Source organism: Virgibacillus salexigens (assembly GCF_014905415.1).
Lineage (GTDB): Bacteria > Bacillota > Bacilli > Bacillales > Amphibacillaceae > Virgibacillus > Virgibacillus salexigens.
This window is the reverse complement of the sequence record NZ_BNEO01000010.1, coordinates 22,703-48,907: the sequence shown is the minus strand read 5'-3', so window position 1 is coordinate 48,907 and position 26,205 is coordinate 22,703. Positions and strand designations below refer to the sequence as shown.

Here is a 26,205-nt window from a genome sequence, read left to right as displayed (position 1 = left end):
CTCCTTATATATTTATCTTGAACATCTTCTCCAAATAATCATCTATTTCTCCAGGATCAACATCCAAGACAATGGCTAACAATAAATACATTTTCATGGATTGTTTTTCTAACTTGTCGAGCCGATTGTAGGTAATCTCTAATGCATCACCGACACGACTCATCGTTGAACCCAATTCTTTTTCAGCTCGTTTAATGCCATTAAACTGTGCTAAATCTTCAATGTGTCTTTTTAACAATTCATTACGTGACACGTTTTGTTTTCGTGCTTCATCATTTAAAACTTTGACGGCCCCGGTATCTATGTCACGCACTTTTATTTCCATCACTGCATCATTCCTTTCGTTAATTTGCTGCATGTTCACACCACAATATAATGTGAATGCCTTCCCTCTCTGTCAAATCCCTTCAATGCATGCGGCATGCTCATGAGAGCGCAAATAGTGTTGAACAGGATAAGGGGAAAATGTCCCCACATAAGGTGGGGAACTAGGCAGAGCCTAGTTTTCCGATGAACCCATTTTTTTGAGTGAATATATAGCTTTTATATAGGTTTTATATAGGTTTTATATAGGTTTTATCCGCTATTTCTAATCCTTTTTGGAGGCATCATTGTTCTTATCTTGTTTGTTTTTGTCCGCATCTTGTTGATCAGTTTTCGCATTTTCGGCATCCGTTTTCTCGTTCTTTTCTTGCTGATTTTCATCTTTATTTTGCGTCAACGCATTCAGTTCTTCTTCACGGTTTTGATATTTTTCCTTGAATTCCTCTACCTTCTTTTTCAATGTTTCAATTTCATCTTGGGCATTCTTAATAGCTTTTTCCTTTTGCTCAATCTCCCGTTCTGTGTCTGTTTGTTCTTCCTTTGTTTCAAATTCCATATCTTGTTTCAAGTCATCTTTTTCCTGTGTTAAGGTTGTAATTAGGTTTTCTTGGAAAGGTATGTCTTCCTCAATAATGGTTGTAATTTCCTGTTTATAACGCTTCATATCAGCAATAATATTTTCTTTTTTGTATCCTTTATCCGTCTTCGTTACCAATGATTGATTCAAATCAATCTTTCTGTAATCCCCAACCACAATCACTTCTTCCGGTTCAGGTAATGCCGTTTCCTTAATGTCCTGATCAGTAATAGTTACCTCATCACCTTTATTCTGCAACTGCTTTTTGTGCTCTTGTTTTAGGATGTTTTGATCACGATGTTCCGTCACAAATAAACCGATCACTTCAAAGGATTCAGGTACATCTTCAATCTGAACAACCATATTATTGTCTGATTGATAAACCAATTCTGCATTATATTTTTGACTAGCATTCTGTTCTTTCGCATAAAATGTGAAGGTTGGTTCGACAGCATCTGTTCCAGATTGAACACGTTCCAATGTCACTTCCATCAACTCGTTTGTCGGATTATATTCCCAATCTCGAAGTATTAATGTCGTCTGACTTAAGCCTCCAATGGATTCACCAAAAGGGGTTTGAGCAACCGCACTATCATCATACATCCATGTTTTGGACGTAAAAAAAACGCCAAACGCAAGTCCGGCGACAATCAATAAACTGATATATAATTTGTTTTCACGTCCACGATTCAATTTATTTTTCACGATACAATCACGCCTTTCTCGTTCACTGTTCACCCGTTAAAAACGGTTTAACGTATGGCATCGGATCAACTTTTTCCCCATTTATGATCACTTCAAAATGCAGATGTGCACCAGTTGACGCGCCGGTTGAACCCACTTTGCCAATCTCATCACCTGCTTTCACTTTGGATCCGACTGACTTACCTTTCTCCATCATATGCGCATACCTCGTTCGCATACCATTATCATGTTTGATTTCAACATACCAGCCATACCCTGTTCCCATGTTGTCGCTGCTTGAACGAAACGTTGTTCCATTCGATTTACTAATAGTGACTTCACCATCCGCAAAAGCTGTGATGGGTGTTCCTTCAATATCTCCAGAAGCTACATCAATTCCTTGATGAAAAGAAGAGCACCCTCCACAACTTCTATTTCCGAAACCTGATGTAATACTTTTGCTGTGTGAAGATATCCACGCATTATCGCCAATCAATTCCATATCCGGTTGTTCCGATGGTTCACAATTCATGGTTAAACCACCCAACTCTTGGGCAATATCTTGCGTCGTTGGCACCCAATGTTCGTTTAAATTATTCGGATCATTATCTGCGCCAACTGGTGCATAAACACTTCCCAATTGTTCTATAGTTACTAACCCATCGACTTTGATACGGTTATATAATGTTTGCGACATCGACTCTAACCCTTCCTTTAATGTTGAAAACTGAAATAATCCACTTCCGTCAGGATTCATCAACCCCCCGGGATTATTTTTTTGTTGAACGGCATTTGATTCCCCCCATGCGGTTTCATGTAACGCAATGGAAGCAAACAAAACAGGGTCAAGGCCTTTTTCTTCCGACAATTGAATAATGTCATCGCCATGCCCTTTTAGTACTCCCGAACGCTTTTCACTTTGAAAAACATCATCCCATTTTTCCTGATTAATCTCACCTGTTGCCGAACATACATATCCGGCAGATGGATTGTTTTGTTCCAATTGTTGTTCATCGACACTTCCACCTAATGCGCCAATAATGGCAAACATGATGGTCATTAAAATCAATCCAATCAGGATGGGAATGATATTAGCTGTTAGAAGACCCACAATCCATGCCATAACTTTTTTCTTTCCAATTGCTTTCACGACACCCCATATGTGCTTCACGAATCCTTCTCCCCTTCCATGCCTTCATCAGGGGTTACCATGTTATTAACGAGCCATTGATCGTCTTGTTGCACCATCGTCAGGTAAAAAAGTTGCGTTCGTTGATTGGTTACACGCCCGTTTGATGTCACATGCCACGAGGCAAATGCACCAAATACCATATGACCTTCCTTGGACGCATCGGAAGCAAATAATTCAATCGATTCAAGCCGTCGTTCCATGTTTGCTTCCTTCATGGTTGGAACATTCTGCTTGATCTTCTTCAAAAATGAAGCTGTCACAACACCTTGCCATTTATCCCAGTCTGAGATTTGCAATAAATAAAGAGCAAGCCCTTGTTTCGCTTGCTCTTTAGCATTGGTAACTGCCTCATCACCAAATTGATCCAGATATGCGGTTTCATGTTGATCTTCCGTCGTTTGTTGGTTATCGTTATCTTCTGCAGCATTTTGTGTTTCATCTTCCGTATTTAAATCACTTTTATCTTCTAATGCTTCATCAATCTTTTCTTCCTGAAGCGCTGGGGGTTGTTCTGTTTCGTGCTGTGATTCATCGAATAAATCCTCTTGATTTTGTGGTTTTTCTTCATCCGTTGTCCATTTCCATACATACATCACGATGATTAATAATGCAATGATGGTAAGGAATGTAAACTTATAAAGAATCCGTTTTTCCATTACAATCCCCCTTCAAACAAATGCAATTCTTCATCCGATGCTTCAATGGATAACATCAAATTGCCAACGCCACTGATACTTAACAAACATTCCCCTTGTTGTAATTGCGGTACATGTTCCAACTCACTATCTGTCAATTGCCCTTCAAAAATCGTGCGTAATGTATCCAATGAATTGGAATCCTGCTGCATCACAAATTTATATTGAGTGAGTTCAAATAACGTTCGTATTTTGGTAACCGTATCCGTATCGGAATGGTCTGGCACAAAATCACGAATGGATTGGCTGGCAAGGATGAGTCCTCCAAAATACTTCCGTGCTTCACGTGCAAAGTCCGTTAAAAACTTCACCGCCAGCATATTTTCGGAATTAACAAGTCGATGTGCTTCATCAATCATGACGAGAAAACGTGTCGATTCATCGACATCAAATGATTCATCTTCATACATAAGCTTCTTTTGCAACGAGCCTATTTGTATCAAATTATCCCAAATTAAGTTCAATGCGTTAAACATCTGCGCATTGAAAACACTCTTTTCTAACCCCGTCAGATTACGAATCGAAAAGAATATAACTTGTTCATTCGTAATATCAGGTACACTCGTATGCCCGTTAAACAAATAGGCAAAACTATTCACCAGATTATCAATCACCAATTCAATTTTCTCGAGTCGCTTAACTCTGGATGCCGATAATTCAGAACGAATGATGCGCTTGTCACCATCTTCATATAGTTGTTCTCGAAGGAACATTAATAAATCACTGAAAATGGGATATGCCTCATTATCCAGTGATGTAATGCCGGTTGTGTGTATTTTTTCAGAAAAGCCGAGTGAATCATAAAAAAGTCGCAACACCTTTTTGAATTCTTCAATTTCCTCGGAGGAAGGATTTCCTGCAAGGAAAGTGTAAAAAGTTGCGACTTTCGATATATGTTGCATAAAACTGATTTCCTCATTTTTCTCCTGATTGCTATTATCTTCTGTACGAAAGATTTGTAAAGGATTGATGACACCATCACTGCCATCAAGACTGATCGTGTGTCCATTCACTGCTTTAACAAGTGTCTCAAACTCCCCAGTAACATCAAACCCACGAATAAAATTTCCGCGCGATTCATTATCCATCAGTATTTTTTTAAGTGCCGTTGATTTACCGGCACCCATTTTGCCAACAACCACTGCATTATAAAACCGCCTTAATTTGTCGTGATGGAATAAATCAAACAATACATTGCCACCAGTAAACGATGTCCCTAAGTAACTGCCGGTTCGATCATTCAATTCTGAGAAGTGATAAGGCAGACCGGACGCAAGTGTCACGGCTGGCATTCCTTTTCCTTCCCGTTTATTTGGAAAGGCCAATTGTTGTTCATAGGGAAGGAATAAAGACTGCCATTCCCAATAGGTTTCATTCAAAAATAGTTGTCCTTTAAACCCAAATGACTGTAACTTGGATATAGTTCGATCGACTTTCTTTTCTAATTCCCAAACGGTTGGTGACGCAACAAATAAACGAATATGCAATAACTTAATAACCTCGCCCATTTCACTTATTTGTTGATATAACTGTTCCATTTCTTGATAACCCCGTTGGGCATCCATTCGTTCCGATTCATGTTTGGCACTGCGGAAGCGCACGTCCTGTTCCACCATGCTTTTATTAATCGCACTTACAGTCTCATCCTGATGCATGGTTGCCACATCCGTTATAACCGTTACATCATACATGGACATCATTTTATCCATCCACAACACATCAACACTGGATGGATATTCAAATACGTGAATGCACGCCTCATACCCGTCCCCTTTTTTGATATATTTGTCTTTAAAACGAATACCGCCTTGCGGTTGAATCGCTGTTAAAAAATCCCTATCCAGTTGAGGTGGTTTTGGTTTTCCTAGTTGTTTCGTCTGCATTGGCATTGTATTCATCCTTTCTATAATTTGGTATTTTGATTGTTTAATAGAAATAGAATTTGTTCCTTCTTCGTCTGTGTCAGCTCTTTCAATGGAAAAGCTTGTTGCATCCCTTGTATAGCATCATGTTTTCGATCAGCGAGCTCCTGCTTGTCATCGGCAAACACAAAAATAAAAAACTCCCGATTCGAGCGTTCACGCTCCAAAAAATCAAACTCATATAATTTTTGGTCAATATATTCTAAGCGTATAGGGTTTGTTGTCTGTTTTCGTTTTTTAAGCCAGTAAGTACGTTGTGCTTCTGTATTGGCCGGAAAGTTCAAGATCACTTCTTTATACGACCGGAAATAGCTCCGTAAAAAACGGGTTCGGTTCATCAACAAGTAATTTAAGTCGGCCTCATTCAACGCATGAATATTTTTCGTTTGAATTTGAAGTATATCCATAACACCGTTTTTCATGAGAATATAATCATCATGAATTTGAACAAACGGGAGTATTTCCGGTGTTTGTCTCAATATTTTTTCTTTCTTTTTGTCTGGCTTTGCCTTGTCACCATGTTTCGTTTGAAAAAGTCCCTTCAGTGTTGATAGGGGGTGGCTTAGCCACTTCACGTGTTGCTTCTTTCGAACGTTTGAATCCTTCTGAATAGCTTTTTCATCCTGATTCACTTTGATTGACGACCTCCTTCCGCCCGCCTTTCTTGGCGCAATCTGATGTTTTCCTGCTTGTGTCGATCCATAGCATGGTAGACGCTCTTTTTATGGCGAAAAAACAAGATGGACGACTCATAGTGCCTTTTTTGCGGATTGTGACCGGATGGCATGAACAAATAGATCATGAAGCCGATCACCGCCACAAAATACGGAATCATGAAAACACTATGAACCAAGTCACGTAAAATCGTTAAGACTAAAAGAGAGCTAATCAACAAAATGACTAGCTCTCGCATTTCTAAACCTAAGATTTTCGGTTTTGCTTTAATCTCTTTCGGAATCTCGTATTTCATGGTCTCTCAACCCCTTTTGCATATCTTTTGGTTTTTGAATATCCTTTTTATCCACTCGTTGTCCGATACTTCCACGAACCTGATTCATTTTTTGACCGGCATCATAACCTGTGTTATGTGCCCGTGTCATGAAATGATTGGCTCGCTGTACCGTCCGGTTACCACCAAATAACGTATGCTTTGGTTTTGGATGGATATGCCCATCTGAACGGCCTGAATTTGGCTGATTCGTCATCTTTGGTGAAGTTGGTACGTTCATAGGACCAGCTGGCTCTTGTGTCTTTCCTTCATAAACAGGTGATGTCGTACCACCAGAATGATCGGAACGAACGCTAGCCGATTGACCTTGTTGCTGCGTTGGTTTGATAGATGACGATTGAGCTTCGTGTGCCGGTTGTCCTTTCCCAACGGTATTTTCCCCATTGTTTTCATAACGTGGAATCGTATTACCTTTAATGGTGTTGGTTGGGAATTGTCCTTCCTGACGCGGTGATGATTCAGCATTTCGATGGGGGGGCATTGGTTTGACATGGCTATTGTTTTTCATTGCTTTTGTCATGCCGACACCACCAGCAACCGCTCCGCCGCCAATTTTGCCACCTGTTTTAAGTGCTTGACCGCCAGCTTGAGCTGTCATTTTACCACCGGCACCAATCATCCGACCAGCGGCGTAACCGCCCATCATGGCTTGCCAACCAGAACGCAGTCCGGCATCAATGCCCAGCAACCGTTGCACAATATCAGGTGCATCAATTAACGCCCAGGCACCAGCAATGAGTAATAGTATAGTGCCAATAATGCCAATTTGTTGTTCCATGTCATTCGCCCATTGCGCATAGATGATGAACATCCTTAATAGAACCATCATCACAAAAATGACAGCGAATGTACTGGCAATTTCAACAAGCACTTTCTTAAGACGTTGTCCGCCCGTTAAGTCAGTTGCTGCCGTAAACATTGCAAATAATTGGTGAAATGCCAGGTCAAACATGGCACGCCCGATTTTGATGGTTGTGATGACTAATGCAAAAGCTGTCACAGCTAATGTGGCTATTGTAATGCCCCAATTCACGTGATAGCGGTAATAACTTTGTTGCCCCAGGTTGGTAGCTGGTACGGTATTTTCGTTCAAATCAACAATTCTTGTTCCTCCATCCCCTGTTGAAATAAGTCGTTGTGTTAAAAAATCATAACCACGCCCTCCATCGTTGGCTTTTTCTTCTAATTCCTGAACCCATGGTTCTGTTGTCCAGCTAAACCAGCCTTCATCTTTTTGAACATCCAGTTTTTCATTCACTTCGATTGATTCAGGATTTTCAAGTTGATTCCCGTAGGTATAATCCGTTGTCCCGATATCCTTTGTATTGGGATGTGGTGGATGCGGAAGTAAATTTTCATTGCCAGCGATAGTCTCTTCATTACGTCCATTTGCATAATTAAAATCACTATCAACATAATACATCACATCAGCAATATTCCGTTTCAGAACATTATCTGAAAGCGTCCCGGGATCATCTAATGCCGATACACCTTCATTTAACATATCATCCATCATGTCCATCAACGTTGGAAGAATGACAATAACACTAACGGCAATCAAAACATTCATCAAGACTTCATTGCGTTTTTCAATCTTATTCAGCATAAATTGAAATCCGACAACAATAAGTGTCGCCACAAATAACCCAAATACATAAGGTTGTAGTGTTTCCACAAAGCCTTGCATTGCCGGGTTATCATACACGCCGCCAAGCGTGACAACAGTGGTTGCGACCCCTTCTATCCAATCGTTAACCCAAACCAATATTTGAATAATCCCCCATCCAATATTACGGATGAGATCATCATAAAGCCATCCACTGCTCACATCTAAAATGGCGGATAAATCTTCATAAAGCTTTTTCAATTCATCCATTAATGCATTTGTCCCTCCTTTTTGGTACAAAAAAGAACCCACCCCAAACGCAGGTAGGTTCCTTCACAATAATTATGATATTGATTAATATGTTAAATCTATCTCTTGTTCGTTAATATAATCAATATTATATTGAATTTCCTGTTTTACATCATTGTATAAATCGTCATCCAGAAATGTATTGTTTTCTGTATTAGTTTCACCTATTATTGTATTTAAATTCCATGCTGTTCCCTGATACGCATAAGCTGAATTAATCTGTCCGTCATGGACAACAGCCATTCCTCCGTCTTCAAAAGGGTTATGACCTGACGTCCGAGTACTATATTCTTCACTTAAAGTGTCGACCGTTTGCTTATTTTCATTGTCAAGGCCATTGATATTTATATGATATGCTTTCATATCCCCATCTTTCAGGGCTTTATCATAGGCTTCAAGCAATTTAGTATTGTTCACATAATCTTCCTGGGTATCATAAATCAGCACATAAAAAGCTTCTTTATTATCCTTTTTCGTAATCACATCATCTAACGCCGTTTCAGCCAATCCCACTTCCGGTTTATCAGTCGTTTCATCGCTATTATCTTGATCCTCTGCAGCACTATCATTTCCACCACAAGCACTCAAAACAAGCAAAACAGACGTTATAATCAGAGTGAATAACAGTCCTTTTCGCATAAAGTTACCATCATCTCCCATCATCCTTTTAGCAACAGTATAACAGGCCTTTTTGGCACTTGAAAATGATTATTTTTTCCTATCCAATATGCGGTATTTTCGTATCCATAATCTCCTTTAGCTTATTTAATTCTTCAGCTGTAAATGTAAAACCTTTTCCTAACCTTGTTTTATCAGGATTCCACCACCTCACATCATATTTCGGTTCATCTCCATTCCAGCTAATGATGTTTAGTTCTTTCTTCCAACCTGCCTGACTTTCATGCAATACGGCTATTTCTTCAATAACATCCCAATCCACACGATATTTTGAATCTTTCACGATTGCTCACTCCCTTCTTTTTAAGATAGTGCCTGTTCACGTAATTTTTCAGCTTCTTGATCTTCATTGGACTGTTCATCTGATGGATGTTCTTCGGTTGTCTGACTGGCTTTCTCATTTTGATTAACTTGCTCTTCCATTCGTTTAGTCGCTTTCTCTTGCCACGTTTGCATCACATCATCATCTAAATAATCCTGCAATGCTGCCAACACCTTTAAGTGTATGCGTGAAAAATGGGGGTGATGGACAATAAAACTCATATAATGGAGAAATGACCAATTGTCAACTTCCTGAAGCAATGCTTTGATTCTTTCTTCATCCATGTCACCCTGACTTTGTTCGATCTGTAATAGTTGCCGTTTAAATCGTTCAAATTCCTTATCTGTCATGACATCAGCCATTCGTAAAAATAAGTCATCGTTTGACTTGGCGGAATAGACCATGCTGTTTAAGTCCATATCATAATACGTTTCGGACATAATCGGAAGCATCATAATGGAATTGTCTGTATCAAAGTCATCTGCCAAGTATTGATAACGGAATTTATGACTGGTTACGTCTTTATTAAAGATAGGTTTTGGTTCTATCTTCCTCCGTTTTTTATCCTGACGTTTATTCACGCGTATCAGCACGGACTGTCCTTCTTTTAACCGCATCAATTCATCTGACGTTAAAAGCGAACGCTCTTTTGTAGACTCGCTGTGCGACTTATCGAAAGAATGATAATCGCCACTGCGACTGACGTCGGTAATTGTTTTTGCCCCCAGCATACTGGAATAGTGTTCTGCCGTACTCTTATCTTCAGTTAAAATATATAGCTGATTGGAACAGTTTCCAATAATCGTATCCGATTCTTCACCATAAGCCGATTTCACTTGAGAGTAAGCTTGAACAATTAAGTGATATCTAAAGCCACGTCCGGCACCAACTGTTACCATACTTGCCATGCCATCGATTGCTGGCATGTTTCCGAACTCATCAAGGATAAATTGTACATTCCGTTTCATTTTGCCATTCTTGCTTTTGGTTGCCTTTTCCGAGTTGACACGGTACAACTGACTGACAAAGATACTTGCCAGCACATCGTTTGATTTATCCGAATCAGGGGTTGCTAAAAAGACGGCCACGGGTTTGTCGCCAAACCCGATTTCTGTTAAATCCAAACTGTTATGCCCGGTCACTTTAGCATTTGGCTCAAGGGTAAAGATTTGCAGTTTGTCCATCGCAACACTGAAGATACTCCCTCTTGTATTACCGGTTGAAAAGTTACTGGTGGCATACATCAAACGTGCCGGGTTATTCTCATCCCGTGCCTGGAAAAATTCATCCAATGAATTTTTCCCGTCCTCATCTGTTTCACTGCCCTTGCTGGAAAGGAAGTTGGCAACAGAGTACATCGTTACCCGTTCTTCCTTGCCGATTTTCACCATATCTTCGGTTAATGCCAAAATAATGGCCGTCACAAGAGACTTCGCACTGTTTGACCAGAACGGGTCTTTGGCGTTTGGATTGTGATAAAAACTGAATGCCACACTGTTAGCGTATTTTTGAGCATCACTTACCCTACCTTTTTTCCATGAATCAATCACTAACTGCAGAGGATTGAACCCCATGCTCATCGCATGTTGGATTAAATTAAACACATAGACAGCATAGCCACGTGCCTTTAAGGTTTCATAGGAAGCACCGGCAAGCTCCCCTTTTGGGTCATTTATCACCATGGAGGGCTTTTTTTTAGCCCTGCTTTGGACATCGATCATCGGAACAACAAACGTCTCACCTTTCCCGGAACGAGTAATCCCAATAACCATCGTATGAACAGGAGCATCATCAAGCAGAAGCCGATAAGGTTTTCCTGTTTCCTGCAATCCCCCAATAATCGTACCGCCTTTTCCTTCGTACTCTGTTTTGAAAGCCGGAATAATTTGATACTGTTTCTTCATGTTATTGACTGTTTCAAACTCATTGGTACCATGTTGCCCACGATTAATGGATTGGTAATTCATTTTGATATTGTATAATAGTTTCAAGAGACTAATACCAATGACAATATAGAAACCCACATAAAATGCTATCCATTCTTTTTGGAAAATAAAGAAGTAATGCCAATCCACAGAAAATGTTTTTAAATTGACTTGTTCAGGATTGTTGGCAAATCCCTCAATCAAATGCAGCACTTGTTGAAAGAAGTGTAATAGAAAGTTTGCAAGAAAGAATCCTATGATGACAATAAATAATAGGAAAGGCAATACAAACTTCCAGTTGCTTAATCGCTCGGTCAATGGCTTATGGTTCGTATTCAAGGTTCATCCCCCTTTCTTTTCCCTTTGTATGCGCTGAGATCTGATTATAGATTTTTGCGAATTCCTTGCGGTTCTGTCTTAAGTTTTCGTTCGCATCTTTCGTTCCTGAAGCATAATCAAAGGCTACCCAATCTTCACCAATTCTGGCCTCTTCAATTGTGTTCACGATGTCCCTGGTTGCCTTCCATCCAGCCTGATCATCATCCATAGCGACTAAAAGGTGTTTGTCTGCAAATTGCTCCTTATGTTCTGCCATATATTCTTTGACCTGTCTTGTTTTTGTTGCGCCTGTTAGAGCGATGATACCAACGTTCTCATCTACCTCACGAAAAGACAAAGCATCCAAAATAGATTCACTCACCACCACATTTTCGGCGTCCCGTGGAATGTCCATAAAAAAATCCCTCGTTTCCTTGGAGGGATTGAAAATAAGCTGTATTTCTTTGGGATCGAGATTTTCATCGATGCTGGAACGAAGCAAAACTCTATCCAACGTGTTATCTTCTCCGTATAACGGAAAGATTAAATTTCGCTTGTACATCCAGCTATTGTTGGAATAATCCTTGCCTAGCAATGGTTCGGCTTTTTGAAAGACATGCTGAACGATATCCTCATGTTGTAAGTCAGCTACAAAACGACGTGTTACCTGTTTTGACAGTCCACGGTAACCGTTATCTAATGGCTCACTTTTAAAGTAGTTTTTTGCATACGAAAACACACGGTTTGACCAGTCCAAGGACAGCTGTTGTTCTGTCGTCAGGTTGGAATATTGCTTTTCAATATTTTGTTCGTAAGCTGACATGTCTCCTTTTTCATGAAATTCAAGCATCATCCGTGACCCACAGTGATTTTCCCGGTTGCACTGGATAAAATGCTTATTATTCTTATACATGAACGCTTCGTGCCTGCTGCATTCCGGACAATTGCAGATATAATAACGTCCTTTATCTTCAGCATTTAAATCACTTAAAGCATTTTCGATATTTTGAAAAACAAGTTTCTTATAGGGGGTCAGTTTGCTCATGCTCATCACCCTCTTGGGCATCCATTTTATCCTTAAATTGTTCTAATACTGGCTCAAGGACCTGTTCCTCAATATCTTGATCTGATTTCAGGGCTGACCCCTTAGCTAGTAAGTAATCAAAAGTCGTATAGAATGCTTTCATCAATTCGTTATGAAGATGATAAGCCTTACTGAATCCATATTGTTGTATGAAGGGCCCGTTAAATAACTGACATTCCAGACGCTGATACCCTTTATGCTTGAACGTCAATATATCAATCCTCAGTTTTGGGAGAGATTGATAATTCGTGACGACATGTGTCACAAACCGATTGAGCGATTTTTCATGATTCATATAGCTTTGAATAACGTCATTCTTGAATGTTTCACCCTTATTTTGATATGCTTCCGTATCAGGATGATTCGGTTGTTTATGCAGCGCAAATGACTTCTTATAACCACCCAATGTTTGAACTGTGGGGCGCTTGTTTGATTGGTCTTTCCCAGATGATTTCACCGTCTCTTCTGTTACCCATCCAACAACAGCTTGATAGGCATTTCGTATAGCCTCCAGGACATCTTCCATTTCCGCATAAATGCTCGTTTCAATATACGGTGAAACACCATCATAAATTTGTCTTAATTGTTCATCCGTCATATCAAGTTTATCGCCCATAACGGTGTGAAATCTTTTTTTGAATGCCTCAAACGACTTATCCGCCGGCTTAACAGCTTTTACATTTAAAAGCAGTTTATCTTTCATTCTCATTTATTTCACCTCCAAAAAAAGGACTCCCTGAACGGAAGCCCTACATTTCCATCTCTTGTTCATGCACCTTGCTTTGTTTCTTCCCAAGTTTCATCTCCTTTTCCTTTTCCAAATCCTTATCAATCTGGTTTAACTTCTCCTTTTGTACCGGTGTTAAGTCCATTTCGCTTATTTCATCTAACACCTCTCTTTTGAGCTCATATACCTTTTCATAACCGTGTTTTTCTTCAAACGTCTTCATCTCTCGTTCTCTTTTTTGAACTTCTTCAGGGGACTCTTCCTTTTCATCCGGTTGTTTATCTAAGGATGCCAGCACTTGTTGCTTATAAGCATTCTTATAATTGATTTCTTCCTTTGTAGGCTGTAGCTTTTCCAGTACATTTTGTTTATAAGCCTGCTTAAACTGTTCTGATTCATTCACTCGATCATCATGTTCTTTTTGCACCTCATTTTCGATGGTTTGGAGCTTTTCCTTCGGATACTTCGATTTCAGAACCGTGTCTTGATACAGGGTTTCCAACTTTTGTCGTTTCCATTGATAGCCTACATTATCAGGGTTCAGCATTTCCTTTTCTTTCGCTGATAGAAGGTGAGCGTACTTATTTGCCAATTCCTTTTCAAAATCATGTGTAGCCGGCATATTCATCCTCCTCAAAATTCAATTAAAAAGGCTTCCATACGTTGGAAAGCCAATTTGATTAATTGTTCAACTGTATAAAGTTTTGGATGGTGACAGAATCTCCCAGATTAAATTCATCACTAATTGCCTTTTCAATGCCACGAATATCATCAATCGACTGGATGGGTTCCTCCAATGTTATATCGACATTGCCGCCGCCATCTTCATAAAGATAACTAATAAAATATTTGTGTTCTTCAGTCAACAATCATCACCTCCTTAAAATCCAACAACACGACCACCTAACCAGCTAACAAGGCTTGCTGCCAGGTAGACAATGCCAAAGCCGATTGCAACGTTTACCATCCATCCCGTGTACATTTCCTTCTTCTGTGGGTCTTTAGCAAATGTCCACAACAATCCAATCACAACTAGCACCAGCCCAGCTAAGACTGGCGCTATTGGCTTAATCCCGTCTGTGATATTCTGAATGGTTTGAATAGCGTCTTGCACTTATCTCACTCTCCTTTCTTCGCTACGTCCGTAATTTGTTTCTGGTTCGATACGTTAAAGTTCAAGATGATCCCCTGATGTTTCTCATGAAGCCACTCATAATATGAAGCCCCGTCAGCTTCGATAATTTCTTTTGCCAGTGCTTCAAATTCCTTGAACCCATCAGGCTTAATTGGTTTGCGCCTTTTCTTGGACGATGGTTTTTTCTTTTGCGCTGTAAAAGAATCGTTAATGGCTGCCTTATCTTCCTTCTTAACATCTTTGTTCTGATTTTCTCCCATTGCTTTTCCAAATCCATTATTAGACACGGTTTGCACCTCCTTATCTGACCAAAATAAAAACCCTTTTTCATGAAAGAAAAGAGTTAATCGGGAAGTTATAAACTTCCTGATACTAATAATTTAACAGCTTTTTCAGGCGATTTTGTTCGTTGATTGTCCGCCTTTTTGTTCGTTTTTCGTTCGCATTTTATTCGCATCTCTTCGTTACCTATTGACATTTGAAACTCGATGTAGCATTACAATTAAAAATGCCTTGCTAATCCGTATTTTATGATAGATAAAAGGAATCCATATTAATTAATATGGATTCTTTTCCAACAGATTTCAATTTATTTTTATAATAGAGTTTTCTATTTATGTTAATCCACATAAGCATTCCGATTGTAAATCCAAAGGTAAGAAGATTAAATCATTGTACAATTTTTTTAGCAATCCTATTAGCATCATCACTCACACCATAAATTAATGCTGAACTTCTTTTACTTTGCCAGCTCAAACCAATAAAATAGAGTCCTTTTTTGTTTGTGATTCCATAACGATGAATTGGGTTTCCATATTCATTGGTGACTCCATCAATATCAATCCATGAATAATCATTACGATAACCAGTTGCCCAAATGATTGATGACACTTCTTTGGAGACGAACCCTGAAAGTATGCTTGACCATCATTTACACTCTTAACACGTCCCAAAATCTCAACATGCTTTTTAACAATCTCATAATCATTCCCTATAATTGGATCTCTCTTTTGAAGGAACTTCCCTAGCATTGAATCAGGATTTTCTTTAGACAGCCTCAAAAAATCAAACCACCAAAATAAACTTCTACCTGCAATACTTTGAGGTAATCTTTTTATCGGTTTACTTTTAGCAAGCAAAACAGAGTGAGTTCGGGTTAGTTCTGCAGCAATTTGAATACCTGTGTTTCCAGCACCGACAATTAAAACCTCTCCTTCAGGAATTTGTGAAGGGTTTTTATAATCAGAAGCATGAATCATAAAAGGAATCGAACTATCATGTATCTTTGGAACAAAAGGATGATAAAAAGCTCCAGTTGCAACCACAACATGCCTTGCTTTATATCTATGATTTTGAGTACTCACAAGGAACTTTTCGTCTTCCTCTTGTGAGAGTTCCATAACTTTTTGATTGTAAATCACAGGCAAACCATTGTCTTCTTTAAATCGTTTCAAATATGCTACAACTTCATTTTTATGTGGAAATCCAGCAGGGTCTCCATTAAATAAGAATCCATGTAATTGACTGTAATTCCTTGGTGTAAACAACTGCAAAGAATCATAGCGTTGCCGCCAAGACTCACCTGCCGATTCGTTTTCATCAAGAATTGTAAAACGCTTATTTTTCTTTTTTAATGCGTAGCCCATTGCTAACCCTGCTTGCCCTCCGCCAACTATAATGACATCGTATTCCATGGAAACCTCCAATTAAGGATTCATACTTTATAAAAGGGAAAATAGCGTGTTGATCGTACCATTCTCATACATAATATATAACCCTAGCCCTATAAAAACAATCGGAACAATCCAACGTTCATATTTCTCAATTTTTTCCGACACTAAATCTATGGAAGCTAAGCGATAGCTGACATAGCATAAAACTCCAACCATAATGAAAAAAACAATAATAGCAACAATGATTTCAATCATATTTAACGCCGTAAAGTACGGTATATAAATGGAAAAGTCATCCGCACTAGATGCTAATACAATGAAAGTTACCGTCAAAAATAATTGATTAAATTTGCCTGAGGAAAATAAGGATAAAATGCTACTTTCATCTTCATCCTCTTCCCCTTTAATCCATATTTTTACACCTAAGTAAAGTGGTAAAAGTCCAAGTAGTCCTATAACCCATTGTTGAGGAATTAAATTTGCAACCCCCAGAGCAACTAAAAGACTTGCTCCTATAATAATTGCAGTCCCTATATATTGTCCTATCCAAATATGTTTTACCTGACCTTTTTTTATTTGCGAAAACAATAGAATTAATATAACGAGATAATCAATTCCTGTCGCTACATAAACCGCAGCAGCTGTAAGTATTGTTGTAATCATTTTTACATCTCCAATATTTGGGATAAGGACTTTTCTTCAAATTGAAAAGTCCTTAAATTGACACGCTTATATAGATATACTAAAAAATGTTGGCAGAAGTGATTATTTTATTCTTCTGTTTTAAATCTCTTAAACCTATTCATCTTCATCCACGCGCATAAGCCTTAAACCATTTAACGCTACTAAAAGAGTTGCACCCATATCCGAGAGAATGGCAATCCAAAGCGTTAACCAGCCTGGAATGACTAGCAGTAAGGCAAAAAATTTAATAGCAATGGCAAAAGTTATGTTCCCTTTGATAATATTTAACGTTTTTCGGCTAAGTTTAACAGTAAAAGGAAGTTTCCTTAAATCATCACCCATTAAAGCAACATCTGCCGTTTCAAGTGCTGTATCCGTACCAGCCCCACCCATGGCTATCCCAACTGTAGAAGCTGCTAAGGCAGGAGCATCATTGACACCATCCCCCACCATAGCAACATGGTAATGCTCAGATTTTAATTGTTTAATTACATCCAATTTTTCCTGTGGTAATAACTCTGATTGAACATCCGTTACGCCGACATGCTTACCTATAGCATTCGCAGTGCTATGGTTGTCACCTGTAAGCATAACCGTTTTTTTAATTCCTGCCTGATGTAACTTTTGAATAACTTCCTTGCTTGATTCCCGCACTTCATCTGCAACAGCAATAATGGCCTCAATCTTATCTTCTGTCCCTGTGACCATAACTGTTTTTCCTTGCTTCTGAAGTGTTGCAACATCCTGTTCTATTGCCTTACTAAAATTAGATACCGATAACTCTTTAAATAATTTCGGGTTTCCAATATAATACATCTTCCCATTTATCTTACCCCTTATCCCTTTGCCCGTAATTGAAGAAAAGTCTTCTACGAGTATGTCAGAATAAGAAATATTATCACTGTCAGCTTTTCTCATAATCGCTGAGGCTAATGGGTGCTGGGAACGATATTCTAACGCAGTTATGATTGACAGCAATCCTTGTTCATCTATTTGATCTTCGATTACTTTATAATCTGTTACAACAGGAACTCCTTTGGTTAGGGTACCTGTCTTATCAAAGGCGATAGCCTTCAATCCACCGATTTCTTCTAGGTAAACGCCACCTTTTACAAGGATACCTTTTTTCGCAGCATTTCCAATTGCAGAGACAATCGATATTGGAGTAGAAATAACTAACGCACAAGGGCAACCCACGACAAGAACAGCTAAACCTTGATACACCCATGTTCCCCAACCTGCACCAAAGAATAATGGAGGAACAACAGCAACTAATGCTGCAATAACCATAATGATAGGAGTATAATATTTTGCAAATTTATCAACAAAAGCTTGAGCTGGCGCACGCTCTCCTTGCGCTTCCTCAACAAGATGAATAATTTTGGAAATTGTTGTATCTTCAACCAATTTTGTGATTTTTACTTCAAGCAATCCTTCTTCATTAAGCGTACCTGCAAAGACTTCATCTTCGACAGTTTTTTCAACAGGAACCGACTCACCTGTTATTGCTGCTTGGTTAATAGCAGAGTAGCCATTAACAATAACGCCATCCATCGCAATCTTTTGCCCCGGCTTAACAAGCATAATATCGCCAATCTCGATATCATTGACATGAACCTTTATTTCCTGTCCATTTCGTCTAACAAGTGCCTCTTTGGGGGCAATATCCATCAATGAACGAATTGATTGTCTTGCTCGATCCATCGAGAACCGTTCTAAGGCTTCACTAATGGCAAAGAGAATGACAACAATCGCAACTTCTGCCCATTCCCCTATAATAACCCCGCCGATAACGGCAATTGCCATAAGGGTCCGCATATCAAACTCTAACCGAACTAAATTTTGCAATCCTGTTTTAAAGAGTGATAGCCCACCAACAATCATTGATGTAATAAATAGCAGTGCTGTAACAATATTATCATTCCCATTAACGGACATGGAAAGAAAACCGAAAGCTATAAATAATACCGAATAAAGCAGCGTACTGTGCTTTTTATAAAATGGCACTTTGTCTTCCTGTTCCTTTTTTTCCCCACCCGGTTCTTCTGAAGATTTCTCAGGTACCACTTTAAGATTTTCAAATGCACCTGCTCTTTCTAATTCCTCTACAGTCGTTTCACCATAAACGGAAATTTTAGATGCTCCAAAATTGACTTTCGCATCTTGGACTTCCGGTATCTGCTTAACATTTTTCTCAAACTTTCCTGCACAGTTCGCGCATGAGAACCCTTCAACAAAATACACATTTTTATCTTTTTTAACCTCTAGCGGAGCTTGCCGCCTGGTTTTTTCTGGAGCTACTTTAAGATTCTCAAAAGCACCTGCTTTTTCTAATTCCTCTACAGTCGTTTCACCATAAACAGAAATTTTGGAAGCACCAAAATTGACTTTTGCATCCTCTACTCCCGGAATTTCCTTAACATTTCTTTCAAATTTACCTGCACAATTTGCACATGAAAATCCCTGGACCCGATAGACATTCATTTCTTCTTCAATTGGTTCTATCTTTTGTTCAGACATTGACCATCACTTCTTTCTTATGTGTTAAGGCGATCATCATTATCTGCTTGATATGTTCATCATCTAACGAATAGAAAGCGAGTTTTCCTTCTTTTCTTAAGTTGACAACCCCTTGCTTATAAAGCGTTCGTAAGTGATGAGAAGCATTTGCTACGGTAACGCCTAAGATATTTGCTATATCACAGACACATAACTCTTCATCCTGACACAAAGCATAAGTGATTTTTGCTCTGTTTTCATCAGCAATAGCCTTTAACATTTGGGTAACACCAGAAATATCAACTGTTTCTAAATCCCCTTGTATTCGATTAACCTTTTCTTCGTCATAACAAAAGATTTCACACGTATCTTTCTTACTCATATTATCACTCCCAGTATCATTCAAATTTTTACTTGAATATAGTATAACTATTTTAAATTTATTAATCAAGTAAATATTTGAATGAAAAATAAAAAGAAGAATCGGGGCACGTATCCCCAGTTCTTCTTCGTTATTCTACATGAATCTGTAAAAGATTTCCTCAACAGTATGGCCCAATAATGTGAAATAAAAGCAATAATTAATGCAATGTACTATGATTGTTATGTAGCAAAGTTAATCACTCACAATCACCTTTTTAAGAGAAAAGAGATTTATTATGGGAACATTAGACAAGCTACAAACCTTTATCATATTATTTGCTGTTGGTTTAGGTCTTTTATTAGGACAAGCAGACATAATTGAAAACTATGCGGAGACTTTCGTTATTCCGTTTCTATTCTTGATGCTATATGGGTTGTTTTTAACGATTCCATTGCGACAATTAAAGAAGGCTTTTTTAAATACTAAATTCCTTGGATCTAGCACTATCATTAATTTTATATGGACACCAGTATTAGCTTGGGGTTTAGGAGCCGTTTTCTTATCTGATTATCCAGCTTTATGGATTGGCTTTATTATGCTTATGGTGACACCTTGCACAGATTGGTATCTAGCATTTACTGGCATAGCAAAAGGAAATGTATCTCTTTCAACATCGGTTTTACCGATTAATTTAATACTACAAGTCGTACTTTTGCCAGTATATTTGCTACTATTTTCTGGAACCATTGAAACGATACCCATATCAACGCTTATAGAGAGTATATTGATTGTATTGGTTATTCCTTTTGGACTTGCTCATCTTACGCGATTTTTATTAAGAAGAAGAGAATCTGTTTTAAATAACAAGATTATCCCCTTTTTCACCAATGCTCAGATTTTCTTTTTATCATTGGCCATTATGGCAATGTTTGCTTCCCAAGGTTCTTATTTACTTGAAAACCTGGAAGTCATTTACATTTTAATTATACCAATTTTGATATTTTTTGTTATTAACTATGTGGTAGGACGGTTGGTTGGAAGGTTCTTAAAATTTTCCTATGAAGATTCGGTTAGCTTAAGTATGACGGTTATTGCTAGGAATTCACCAGTTTCTTTAGCTATAGCTGTGACAGCATTCCCTGATCAACCTCTCATTGCTTTAGCTTTAGTTATTGGACCTTTGATTGAATTACCAGTGCTTGCCATTGTCTCCCAAATACTGCTTTTCACAAGAAAAAAGAGTGAGAATTGAAGGTTATCCTAGTCAAAATAGCCTTTGTTTTATTCCGCAAACCGGCCCAGTGATCAAGTAAGTGCGCAAGTCTTATTCATTTCTCGTGTTCGGTTGCGGCATAGTCAAATCTAGGTATCTAACACCCATTATAAATGGCACGTCTTCACATTAAATATATAACGAATACATAACATTTAAGATTTGCACCCGATTGATTGAATAAAAAAGCAGGAAGTGCTGTATGACTTCCTACTTCTTCTTACACTATGATATTTTTCAATTTTATTCTTTTCCTTTATTAAAGCTCTGATAGTTCTTATTTCCACCAGATAAGTTATACACTTCTTTAAAGCCCATATTTCTTAGAACATTCTGTGCTGCATTACCAGTTACTCCACTATTGCAATAAGTAACTGTTGGTATTTCCGGATCAAGTTCGTTAACTTCTGTTCGTAAACTGGCCAGTGGAATATTAATTGCTCCATTTACATTGGAGGATTCAAATTGCTTGGCAGCTCTTGTATCGATGACTTGTATTTTTTCTCCACTTTCTATACGATCTTGTAATTCCTGTGGAGTAATAAGTCTGTTTTTCTTATCAATTGCATTCTGTAAAGCCATGCCAGTATACATAACCGGATCCTTCGTCGTACTAAAAGGCGGTGCATATGCAAGATCCAGATGGAATAAATCTTCTGCTTTTGCTTTAAAGGAAATAGCTGTAGCAAATACATCTATTCTTTTATCAACGCCGTTTATACCAACAATTTGCGCGCCTAAAATCCTCCCGGTTTCTCTATCTGCCAGAGCCTTAATGACCAATTCTTTTCCTCCAAGATAATCCGCACTTGCAGGTTTAATATTATGAAGCACTTCAACATCATAACCAGATTCCCGGGCCTCTTTTTCACTTAAACCGGTATGACCAACAGCTAAGTCAAATACCCTTAAGATGCCAGTACCCAATATTCCACGATGCTCTAATGTACCTCCGGTAATAACATCTCCAGCAATACGACCCATTTTATTTGCTGTAGAACCTAATGGACGATAAATAGGCTTTTCTGTAATAAGAGAGAAGCTTTCTGCACAATCTCCTACAGCGTAAACGTCAGTAAGATCTGTTTGCATTTTACTGTTGACTGCTATGGCACCAGTAGTCCCTAGTTTTACACCAATTTCTTTTGCTAATTTTGTGTTTGGCCGAACCCCGACTGCCAAAATTACCATATCTGATTCAATAACTCTTCCTGATTTCGTTTCGACACTATTGTTCGAAATGGCCGTAGCTTCCTCATTCAACAGTAAGTTAACACCTTTTTGTTTCAGGTGTTCTTCCACCCTATACGCCATATCTTTATCAAAATGCGGCATCACTTGATTACTACGTTGTACAATCGTTACTTCCAATCCCTTTTGGATGAGTTGTTCAGCCATCTCAAGGCCGATAAATCCAGCTCCTACAATTGTAACTTTCTTAGGCGAGTTATCTCTCATATACGTATCAACTGCAGCAGTATTTTGGATGGTACGTATTTGGAAGACATGATCTTTCTCGACCCCTGGAATACTTGGTGCTATTGGTGTTGCTCCTGTTGCGAATACTAACGTATCATAATTATCTTCTATTACTTCATCGGTATCCAGATTTTTAACTTTAACCTTCTGTTGTTCTGGATCTATCTCTGTTACCTCATGACGTGTATGGATATCAACATTGTAGCGCTTTTTAAACCATGGAGCACTTCTAGGTGTTAAAGCCCCTAACGTATCTACCTCTCCTCCTAAGAAGTAGGGAATCCCACATATAGAATAAGATATATCGTAATCGGCGTTATACAAAGTTATATCTGCCTGTTCATCGTTTCTCCGTGCTTTTGCAGCAACAGAAGTACCAGCAGCAACGGAACCTATTATGATGATTTTCATGTTATACCTCCACGGTGTTAAATAGGATTAGTTTTCTTGATTTTTCAATTAAACATACTATACCTTTGAGAAAATATAATACGCGTTTTTAGCATTGATCCATTCCCAGTAAAACAAATCGTGATCCCTCTGGGGTTTCATCGTTGTCTAGGGTTAATTCCGCTACAGAATCTTTTATATCGTGATCAAGAGCTACCCTAACCCCATTAATTTCCTGGACAATGTCTGTATCCTTTGGTTCATCTAAGGATAATCCAACCTGAGGCCCACAGCATCCGGCTCCATTTGAATAAAAACGTATGCCTTTCAATCCTTTTTCTTGGAAAATCACTTCTAATTTTTGTTTCGCTCCATCTGTAACATTCATTCTCATTTCCTCCTTAATTTTTAATAAAAAATTGAAAAGACCTTTTATAGTCTGGGTTACGCGTTGATCATTTCTTTTAGATTGTTATAGCCGATTTTTTCCTCATGCATCCAAGGAATCAATGCACATTGGTGTGATAGCTTTTCGTTAACTTTGCGGATCCATTGTTTTTCAGAAACGGCACGGCCTTTTAGAACCGGATCGGTTGTGCCAGTTGCATACAAACTTTGATTGATTACCCACCATGTTGGAACGATTTGAGCACGACCGAGATCTTCTTGAAGTCGTGATGCTTCCAGTACTGGTGTTGCCTCAGCAAGTGTTACGATGACTACGCCTGTTTCTTTTGGGTTACGAAGTCGAGGCAATAATTTTTTAACACTTGTTGGAACTTCACCCGTGGAACGGCTCATTTCCTTGTGGTAAGCTTCAGTTGAATCAAGTAACAGCAAGGTATGACCTGTTGGTGCCGTATCGATAACTACAATCTCGTCATCTGACCTTTCAACAACTTCTGCAAATGCTTGAAACATCGCAATTTCTTCTGTACAAGGGGATTCCAGATCCTCTTTTAAATAGGCAAGGCCTTCCTCATCCTGTTCTTTTCCCACTGTTGAGAGTACTTCCTGTTTGTATTTTTCAACTTCTTCCGTTGGATCAATACTACTGATAGATAAATTTTCTTTCATCGTACCCTCATCATGAAACATATATGCCAGATTTGCTGCCGGATCTGTCGTGGTCAAATGAACCTTATGACCTTTTTCCGAAAGACCAACTGCAATGGAGGATGCAATGGATGTTTTACCAACCCCGCCTTTTCCCATCGTGAAAATAACACGTGTGCCTTTTGACGAGAAATCGTCTATAATACTGTTTAATTTCGGCAACTGGATCTTTTCGGTATCGATACTACTTTCATTTAATGCAGATTCAAGTAATGGATCATCACTAACCCATTGCCTGAGGTTCCCAATCCCTGTTAACGAATAAGATACGTATGGCAGCATAAATGTTTCGACTTCTTTTAGTTCATCCGGCATTACCTTTAATGCGTTTCGCTGACGCATATAAAATGCTGTAGAAACTTCATCATCTGGTTGATACGTTTGGAGCAAACCATTTACAATCAGCATCTGATTTTGAATACCAATATCTCTCAGTTCTGATGAAGCACGGTTTGCCTCTATTAATGAAGATTGATCAGGCCGGGAAACCAAAACTAAAGTCGTTTTCTCTTGGTCTGAGAGCGACTGAACAGCCTCTGCATAAGCTCTTTTTTTATCTCCAAGGCCAGACAACGGGCCTAAACAGGATGCACCATGCGTACTTTCTTCTAGAAATCCATTCCATGCTGTTGGTAACTCCAACAAACGAAGCGTGTGTCCTGTTGGTGCCGTATCAAATACAACATGGTCATAGGTATTCAGTATACTCTCATCAGAAAGCAAATGAGAGAATTCATCGAACGCCGCTATTTCAACTGTACATGCACCTGAAAGCTGTTCTTCCATGGTGGCAACCACAGAATCAGGTAGTTTCCCTCGATAAGGTCCAACTGTTTTTTCACGATAAATTCTTGCCGATTCTTCAGGGTCAATATTTAATGCAAATAGGTTATCGACACTTGGAACGGAGACAGGATCATTTGTCAATTCCATTTCAAAAACATCTTGTAAGTTAGATGCTGGATCAGTGCTAACTAATAGTACCTTTTTTCCTTGATCCGCTAGAGAAACAGCTGTTGCACATGCTACCGATGTTTTGCCAACGCCGCCTTTACCAGTAAAAAATAAAAACGGTGTTTCTACATTTATTTTTGGATTGAATGATTGATACACAAGAAATCCCCCTACTTAATTAAAATCAATTGGAACAGCAACGCGTGGCTTTTGTTGAAGTTCATCTGCTTTTACATCTAGCCATTTTGCTAGTTCATCATTCGTTGGATAATTGCCCACTTTCACGACTTCATTATTTAACAGTGTAATTGGTAGTGCATCGGCACCTTTTTCATGAAGCACTTGATTTACTTCCTTGTTATCTGTAAAAGCTGCAGGGTCATTAGCTAAGTTATAACGTGTAACATCAAAATTCTTTTGTTCCAGGGAATAAACAGCAGATGCTACTCGTGTTAAATCAGGGTCAACACTCGGTCCGCAAACGCCTGTTGAACAGCACATTGCCGGATCAAAGATTTCTACTTTTTTCATATAAAATTCCTCCTTCGACATCATTATATAACTATATACTTATATAGTGAAGATTGGAAAAGCCTTGAGATCATCTCACGGCCCTTTAATCACTTATTCACCAGTTTCCGCAAAGCGTTTAATTCTTTCCTCAATTTCATCTCTAACTCGTTGGAAAACTTCCCATTTTTCTTCATCTGTTCCTTCTGCTTTTGCAGGATCATCAAAACCCCAGTGTTCTCGCTTCACATGAGGTGGTGTCGTTGGACACCTATCTGCTGCATCCCCACAAAGCGTAACAGCCATCGTTGCCTGATTTAAAACTTCCGTATCAATCATTTCTGATTTTTGATCAGAAATATCAATACCTATTTCATTCATTGCTTTAACTGCATTAGGATTTAAGCCATGCGCTTCAATTCCTGCACTTTTAACTTCCCAATCTTCCCCAAGATAGTATGTTGCCCAACCTTCGGCCATTTGACTTCGGCAGGAATTGCCGGTACATAAGAAATAAATTATTTTCTTAGACATCTTAATGCTCCTTTCTAATTTGTTCTTCTTTTTTCCCCAATAATCTTGAAATATGCCCTGCTAGCAGGAAAAATAATATCCCTACGACAATCCCAAGTATTGGTACATAAGTGTTTATATTTCTTAGCCCTACACCTGCAGAGATAAAAAACACACCCACTAAAATTAATAATCTAGGAACTACGAATGAGCCTCTCATCTTACCATGTCCTTCCCAATGAC

General features: G+C 38.7%; 29 protein-coding genes. 1 reads left to right on the top strand and 28 read right to left on the bottom strand.

The features are described 5' to 3' along the window. Positions 1–4: 4 nt before the first annotated feature. From JKP73_RS21315 to JKP73_RS21215, 22 genes are all read right to left on the bottom strand, one after another. Positions 5–358, bottom strand: coding sequence for a hypothetical protein (locus JKP73_RS21315; protein WP_234447163.1), 354 nt, complete (start codon positions 356–358; stop codon positions 5–7). A gap of 231 nt (positions 359–589) precedes the next feature. Further along, entirely contained in the window at positions 590–1,606 is a 1,017-nt protein-coding gene (locus tag JKP73_RS21310; RefSeq protein WP_200411860.1) for a hypothetical protein, read from the bottom strand. A 22-nt stretch (positions 1,607–1,628) separates the two neighbouring features. Further along, on the bottom strand, positions 1,629–2,756 hold the full coding sequence (locus JKP73_RS21305; protein ID WP_200411859.1) for a peptidoglycan DD-metalloendopeptidase family protein: 1,128 nt from the start codon (positions 2,754–2,756) through the stop codon (positions 1,629–1,631). Then, entirely contained in the window at positions 2,753–3,433 is a 681-nt protein-coding gene (locus JKP73_RS21300; protein ID WP_200411858.1) for a hypothetical protein, read from the bottom strand. The genes JKP73_RS21305 and JKP73_RS21300 overlap by 4 nt, the downstream gene beginning before the upstream one ends. Further along, positions 3,433–5,361: a VirB4 family type IV secretion system protein gene (locus JKP73_RS21295; protein WP_200411857.1), complete on the bottom strand. Its 1,929-nt coding sequence runs from the start codon at positions 5,359–5,361 to the stop codon at positions 3,433–3,435. Before JKP73_RS21295 ends, JKP73_RS21300 begins: the two co-directional genes overlap by 1 nt. 14 nt (positions 5,362–5,375) lie before the next feature. Beyond that, complete coding sequence (locus tag JKP73_RS21290; protein ID WP_234447162.1) at positions 5,376–6,026, bottom strand: TraC-like domain-containing protein; 651 nt, start codon at positions 6,024–6,026, stop codon at positions 5,376–5,378. Next, complete coding sequence (locus tag JKP73_RS21285; RefSeq protein ID WP_200411856.1) at positions 6,023–6,364, bottom strand: DUF5592 family protein; 342 nt, start codon at positions 6,362–6,364, stop codon at positions 6,023–6,025. Before JKP73_RS21285 ends, JKP73_RS21290 begins: the two co-directional genes overlap by 4 nt. Continuing rightward, positions 6,336–8,309 carry a pLS20_p028 family conjugation system transmembrane protein gene (locus JKP73_RS21280; protein WP_234447161.1) on the bottom strand — a complete coding sequence of 658 codons (1,974 nt, stop codon included), beginning with the start codon at positions 8,307–8,309 and terminating at the stop codon, positions 6,336–6,338. The genes JKP73_RS21285 and JKP73_RS21280 overlap by 29 nt, the downstream gene beginning before the upstream one ends. Before the next feature lie 54 nt (positions 8,310–8,363). After that, entirely contained in the window at positions 8,364–8,981 is a 618-nt protein-coding gene (locus JKP73_RS21275; protein WP_234447160.1) for a hypothetical protein, read from the bottom strand. A gap of 55 nt (positions 8,982–9,036) precedes the next feature. Then, positions 9,037–9,279, bottom strand: coding sequence for a YdbC family protein (locus tag JKP73_RS21270; protein ID WP_200411855.1), 243 nt, complete (start codon positions 9,277–9,279; stop codon positions 9,037–9,039). 20 nt (positions 9,280–9,299) lie between these two features. After that, positions 9,300–11,582, bottom strand: a complete 2,283-nt coding sequence (locus JKP73_RS21265; RefSeq protein ID WP_200411854.1) for a VirD4-like conjugal transfer protein, CD1115 family — start codon at positions 11,580–11,582, stop codon at positions 9,300–9,302. Further along, entirely contained in the window at positions 11,566–12,606 is a 1,041-nt protein-coding gene (locus JKP73_RS21260) for a toprim domain-containing protein (RefSeq protein WP_200411853.1), read from the bottom strand. Before JKP73_RS21260 ends, JKP73_RS21265 begins: the two co-directional genes overlap by 17 nt. Next, positions 12,584–13,354 carry a hypothetical protein gene (locus tag JKP73_RS21255; RefSeq protein ID WP_200411852.1) on the bottom strand — a complete coding sequence of 257 codons (771 nt, stop codon included), beginning with the start codon at positions 13,352–13,354 and terminating at the stop codon, positions 12,584–12,586. Before JKP73_RS21255 ends, JKP73_RS21260 begins: the two co-directional genes overlap by 23 nt. Positions 13,355–13,394: 40 nt before the next feature. Continuing rightward, entirely contained in the window at positions 13,395–13,994 is a 600-nt protein-coding gene (locus tag JKP73_RS21250; protein ID WP_200411851.1) for a hypothetical protein, read from the bottom strand. 58 nt (positions 13,995–14,052) lie between these two features. After that, the gene (locus JKP73_RS21245) at positions 14,053–14,238 is read right to left on the bottom strand and encodes a hypothetical protein (RefSeq protein ID WP_200411850.1); all 186 of its coding nucleotides are present in this window, start codon (positions 14,236–14,238) and stop codon (positions 14,053–14,055) included. Between the two features lie 14 nt (positions 14,239–14,252). Continuing rightward, positions 14,253–14,486, bottom strand: coding sequence for a pilin (locus JKP73_RS21240; RefSeq protein WP_010529064.1), 234 nt, complete (start codon positions 14,484–14,486; stop codon positions 14,253–14,255). 5 nt (positions 14,487–14,491) lie between these two features. Further along, positions 14,492–14,794 (bottom strand): hypothetical protein, encoded by a 303-nt coding sequence (locus tag JKP73_RS21235; protein ID WP_200411849.1) that lies wholly within the window; start codon positions 14,792–14,794, stop codon positions 14,492–14,494. A 68-nt stretch (positions 14,795–14,862) separates the two neighbouring features. Continuing rightward, positions 14,863–14,985 carry a hypothetical protein gene (locus JKP73_RS23440; RefSeq protein WP_267903278.1) on the bottom strand — a complete coding sequence of 41 codons (123 nt, stop codon included), beginning with the start codon at positions 14,983–14,985 and terminating at the stop codon, positions 14,863–14,865. Positions 14,986–15,259: 274 nt separating this feature from the next. Beyond that, a complete protein-coding gene (locus tag JKP73_RS21230) occupies positions 15,260–16,201 on the bottom strand; it encodes a flavin-containing monooxygenase (protein WP_200411848.1) in 942 nt (313 codons plus the stop codon). A 27-nt stretch (positions 16,202–16,228) separates the two neighbouring features. Further along, positions 16,229–16,843, bottom strand: a complete 615-nt coding sequence (locus JKP73_RS21225) for a CadD family cadmium resistance transporter (RefSeq protein WP_200411847.1) — start codon at positions 16,841–16,843, stop codon at positions 16,229–16,231. A 135-nt stretch (positions 16,844–16,978) separates the two neighbouring features. After that, positions 16,979–19,384, bottom strand: a complete 2,406-nt coding sequence (locus tag JKP73_RS21220) for a heavy metal translocating P-type ATPase (RefSeq protein WP_200411846.1) — start codon at positions 19,382–19,384, stop codon at positions 16,979–16,981. Then, the gene (locus JKP73_RS21215; RefSeq protein WP_200411845.1) at positions 19,377–19,745 is read right to left on the bottom strand and encodes an ArsR/SmtB family transcription factor; all 369 of its coding nucleotides are present in this window, start codon (positions 19,743–19,745) and stop codon (positions 19,377–19,379) included. The genes JKP73_RS21220 and JKP73_RS21215 overlap by 8 nt, the downstream gene beginning before the upstream one ends. Before the next feature lie 277 nt (positions 19,746–20,022). Between JKP73_RS21215 and JKP73_RS21210 the strand changes: the two genes are divergently transcribed. Then, complete coding sequence (locus JKP73_RS21210) at positions 20,023–20,979, top strand: arsenic resistance protein (RefSeq protein WP_200411844.1); 957 nt, start codon at positions 20,023–20,025, stop codon at positions 20,977–20,979. Between the two features lie 264 nt (positions 20,980–21,243). Here JKP73_RS21210 and JKP73_RS21205 read toward each other — a convergent pair whose 3' ends face one another. From JKP73_RS21205 to JKP73_RS21180, 6 genes are all read right to left on the bottom strand, one after another. Beyond that, complete coding sequence (locus JKP73_RS21205) at positions 21,244–22,890, bottom strand: FAD-dependent oxidoreductase (RefSeq protein WP_200411843.1); 1,647 nt, start codon at positions 22,888–22,890, stop codon at positions 21,244–21,246. Positions 22,891–22,978: 88 nt separating this feature from the next. Continuing rightward, positions 22,979–23,257 carry an adhesin gene (locus JKP73_RS21200; RefSeq protein ID WP_200411842.1) on the bottom strand — a complete coding sequence of 93 codons (279 nt, stop codon included), beginning with the start codon at positions 23,255–23,257 and terminating at the stop codon, positions 22,979–22,981. A 56-nt stretch (positions 23,258–23,313) separates the two neighbouring features. Beyond that, the gene (gene arsA / locus JKP73_RS21195; RefSeq protein WP_200411841.1) at positions 23,314–25,098 is read right to left on the bottom strand and encodes an arsenical pump-driving ATPase; all 1,785 of its coding nucleotides are present in this window, start codon (positions 25,096–25,098) and stop codon (positions 23,314–23,316) included. A gap of 15 nt (positions 25,099–25,113) precedes the next feature. Then, complete coding sequence (arsD, locus tag JKP73_RS21190) at positions 25,114–25,470, bottom strand: arsenite efflux transporter metallochaperone ArsD (protein ID WP_200411840.1); 357 nt, start codon at positions 25,468–25,470, stop codon at positions 25,114–25,116. A 93-nt stretch (positions 25,471–25,563) separates the two neighbouring features. Further along, a complete protein-coding gene (gene arsC, locus JKP73_RS21185) occupies positions 25,564–25,983 on the bottom strand; it encodes an arsenate reductase (thioredoxin) (RefSeq protein WP_200411839.1) in 420 nt (139 codons plus the stop codon). 1 nt (position 25,984) lies between these two features. Next, positions 25,985–26,182 carry a hypothetical protein gene (locus tag JKP73_RS21180; RefSeq protein ID WP_200411838.1) on the bottom strand — a complete coding sequence of 66 codons (198 nt, stop codon included), beginning with the start codon at positions 26,180–26,182 and terminating at the stop codon, positions 25,985–25,987. Positions 26,183–26,205: the final 23 nt, after the last annotated feature.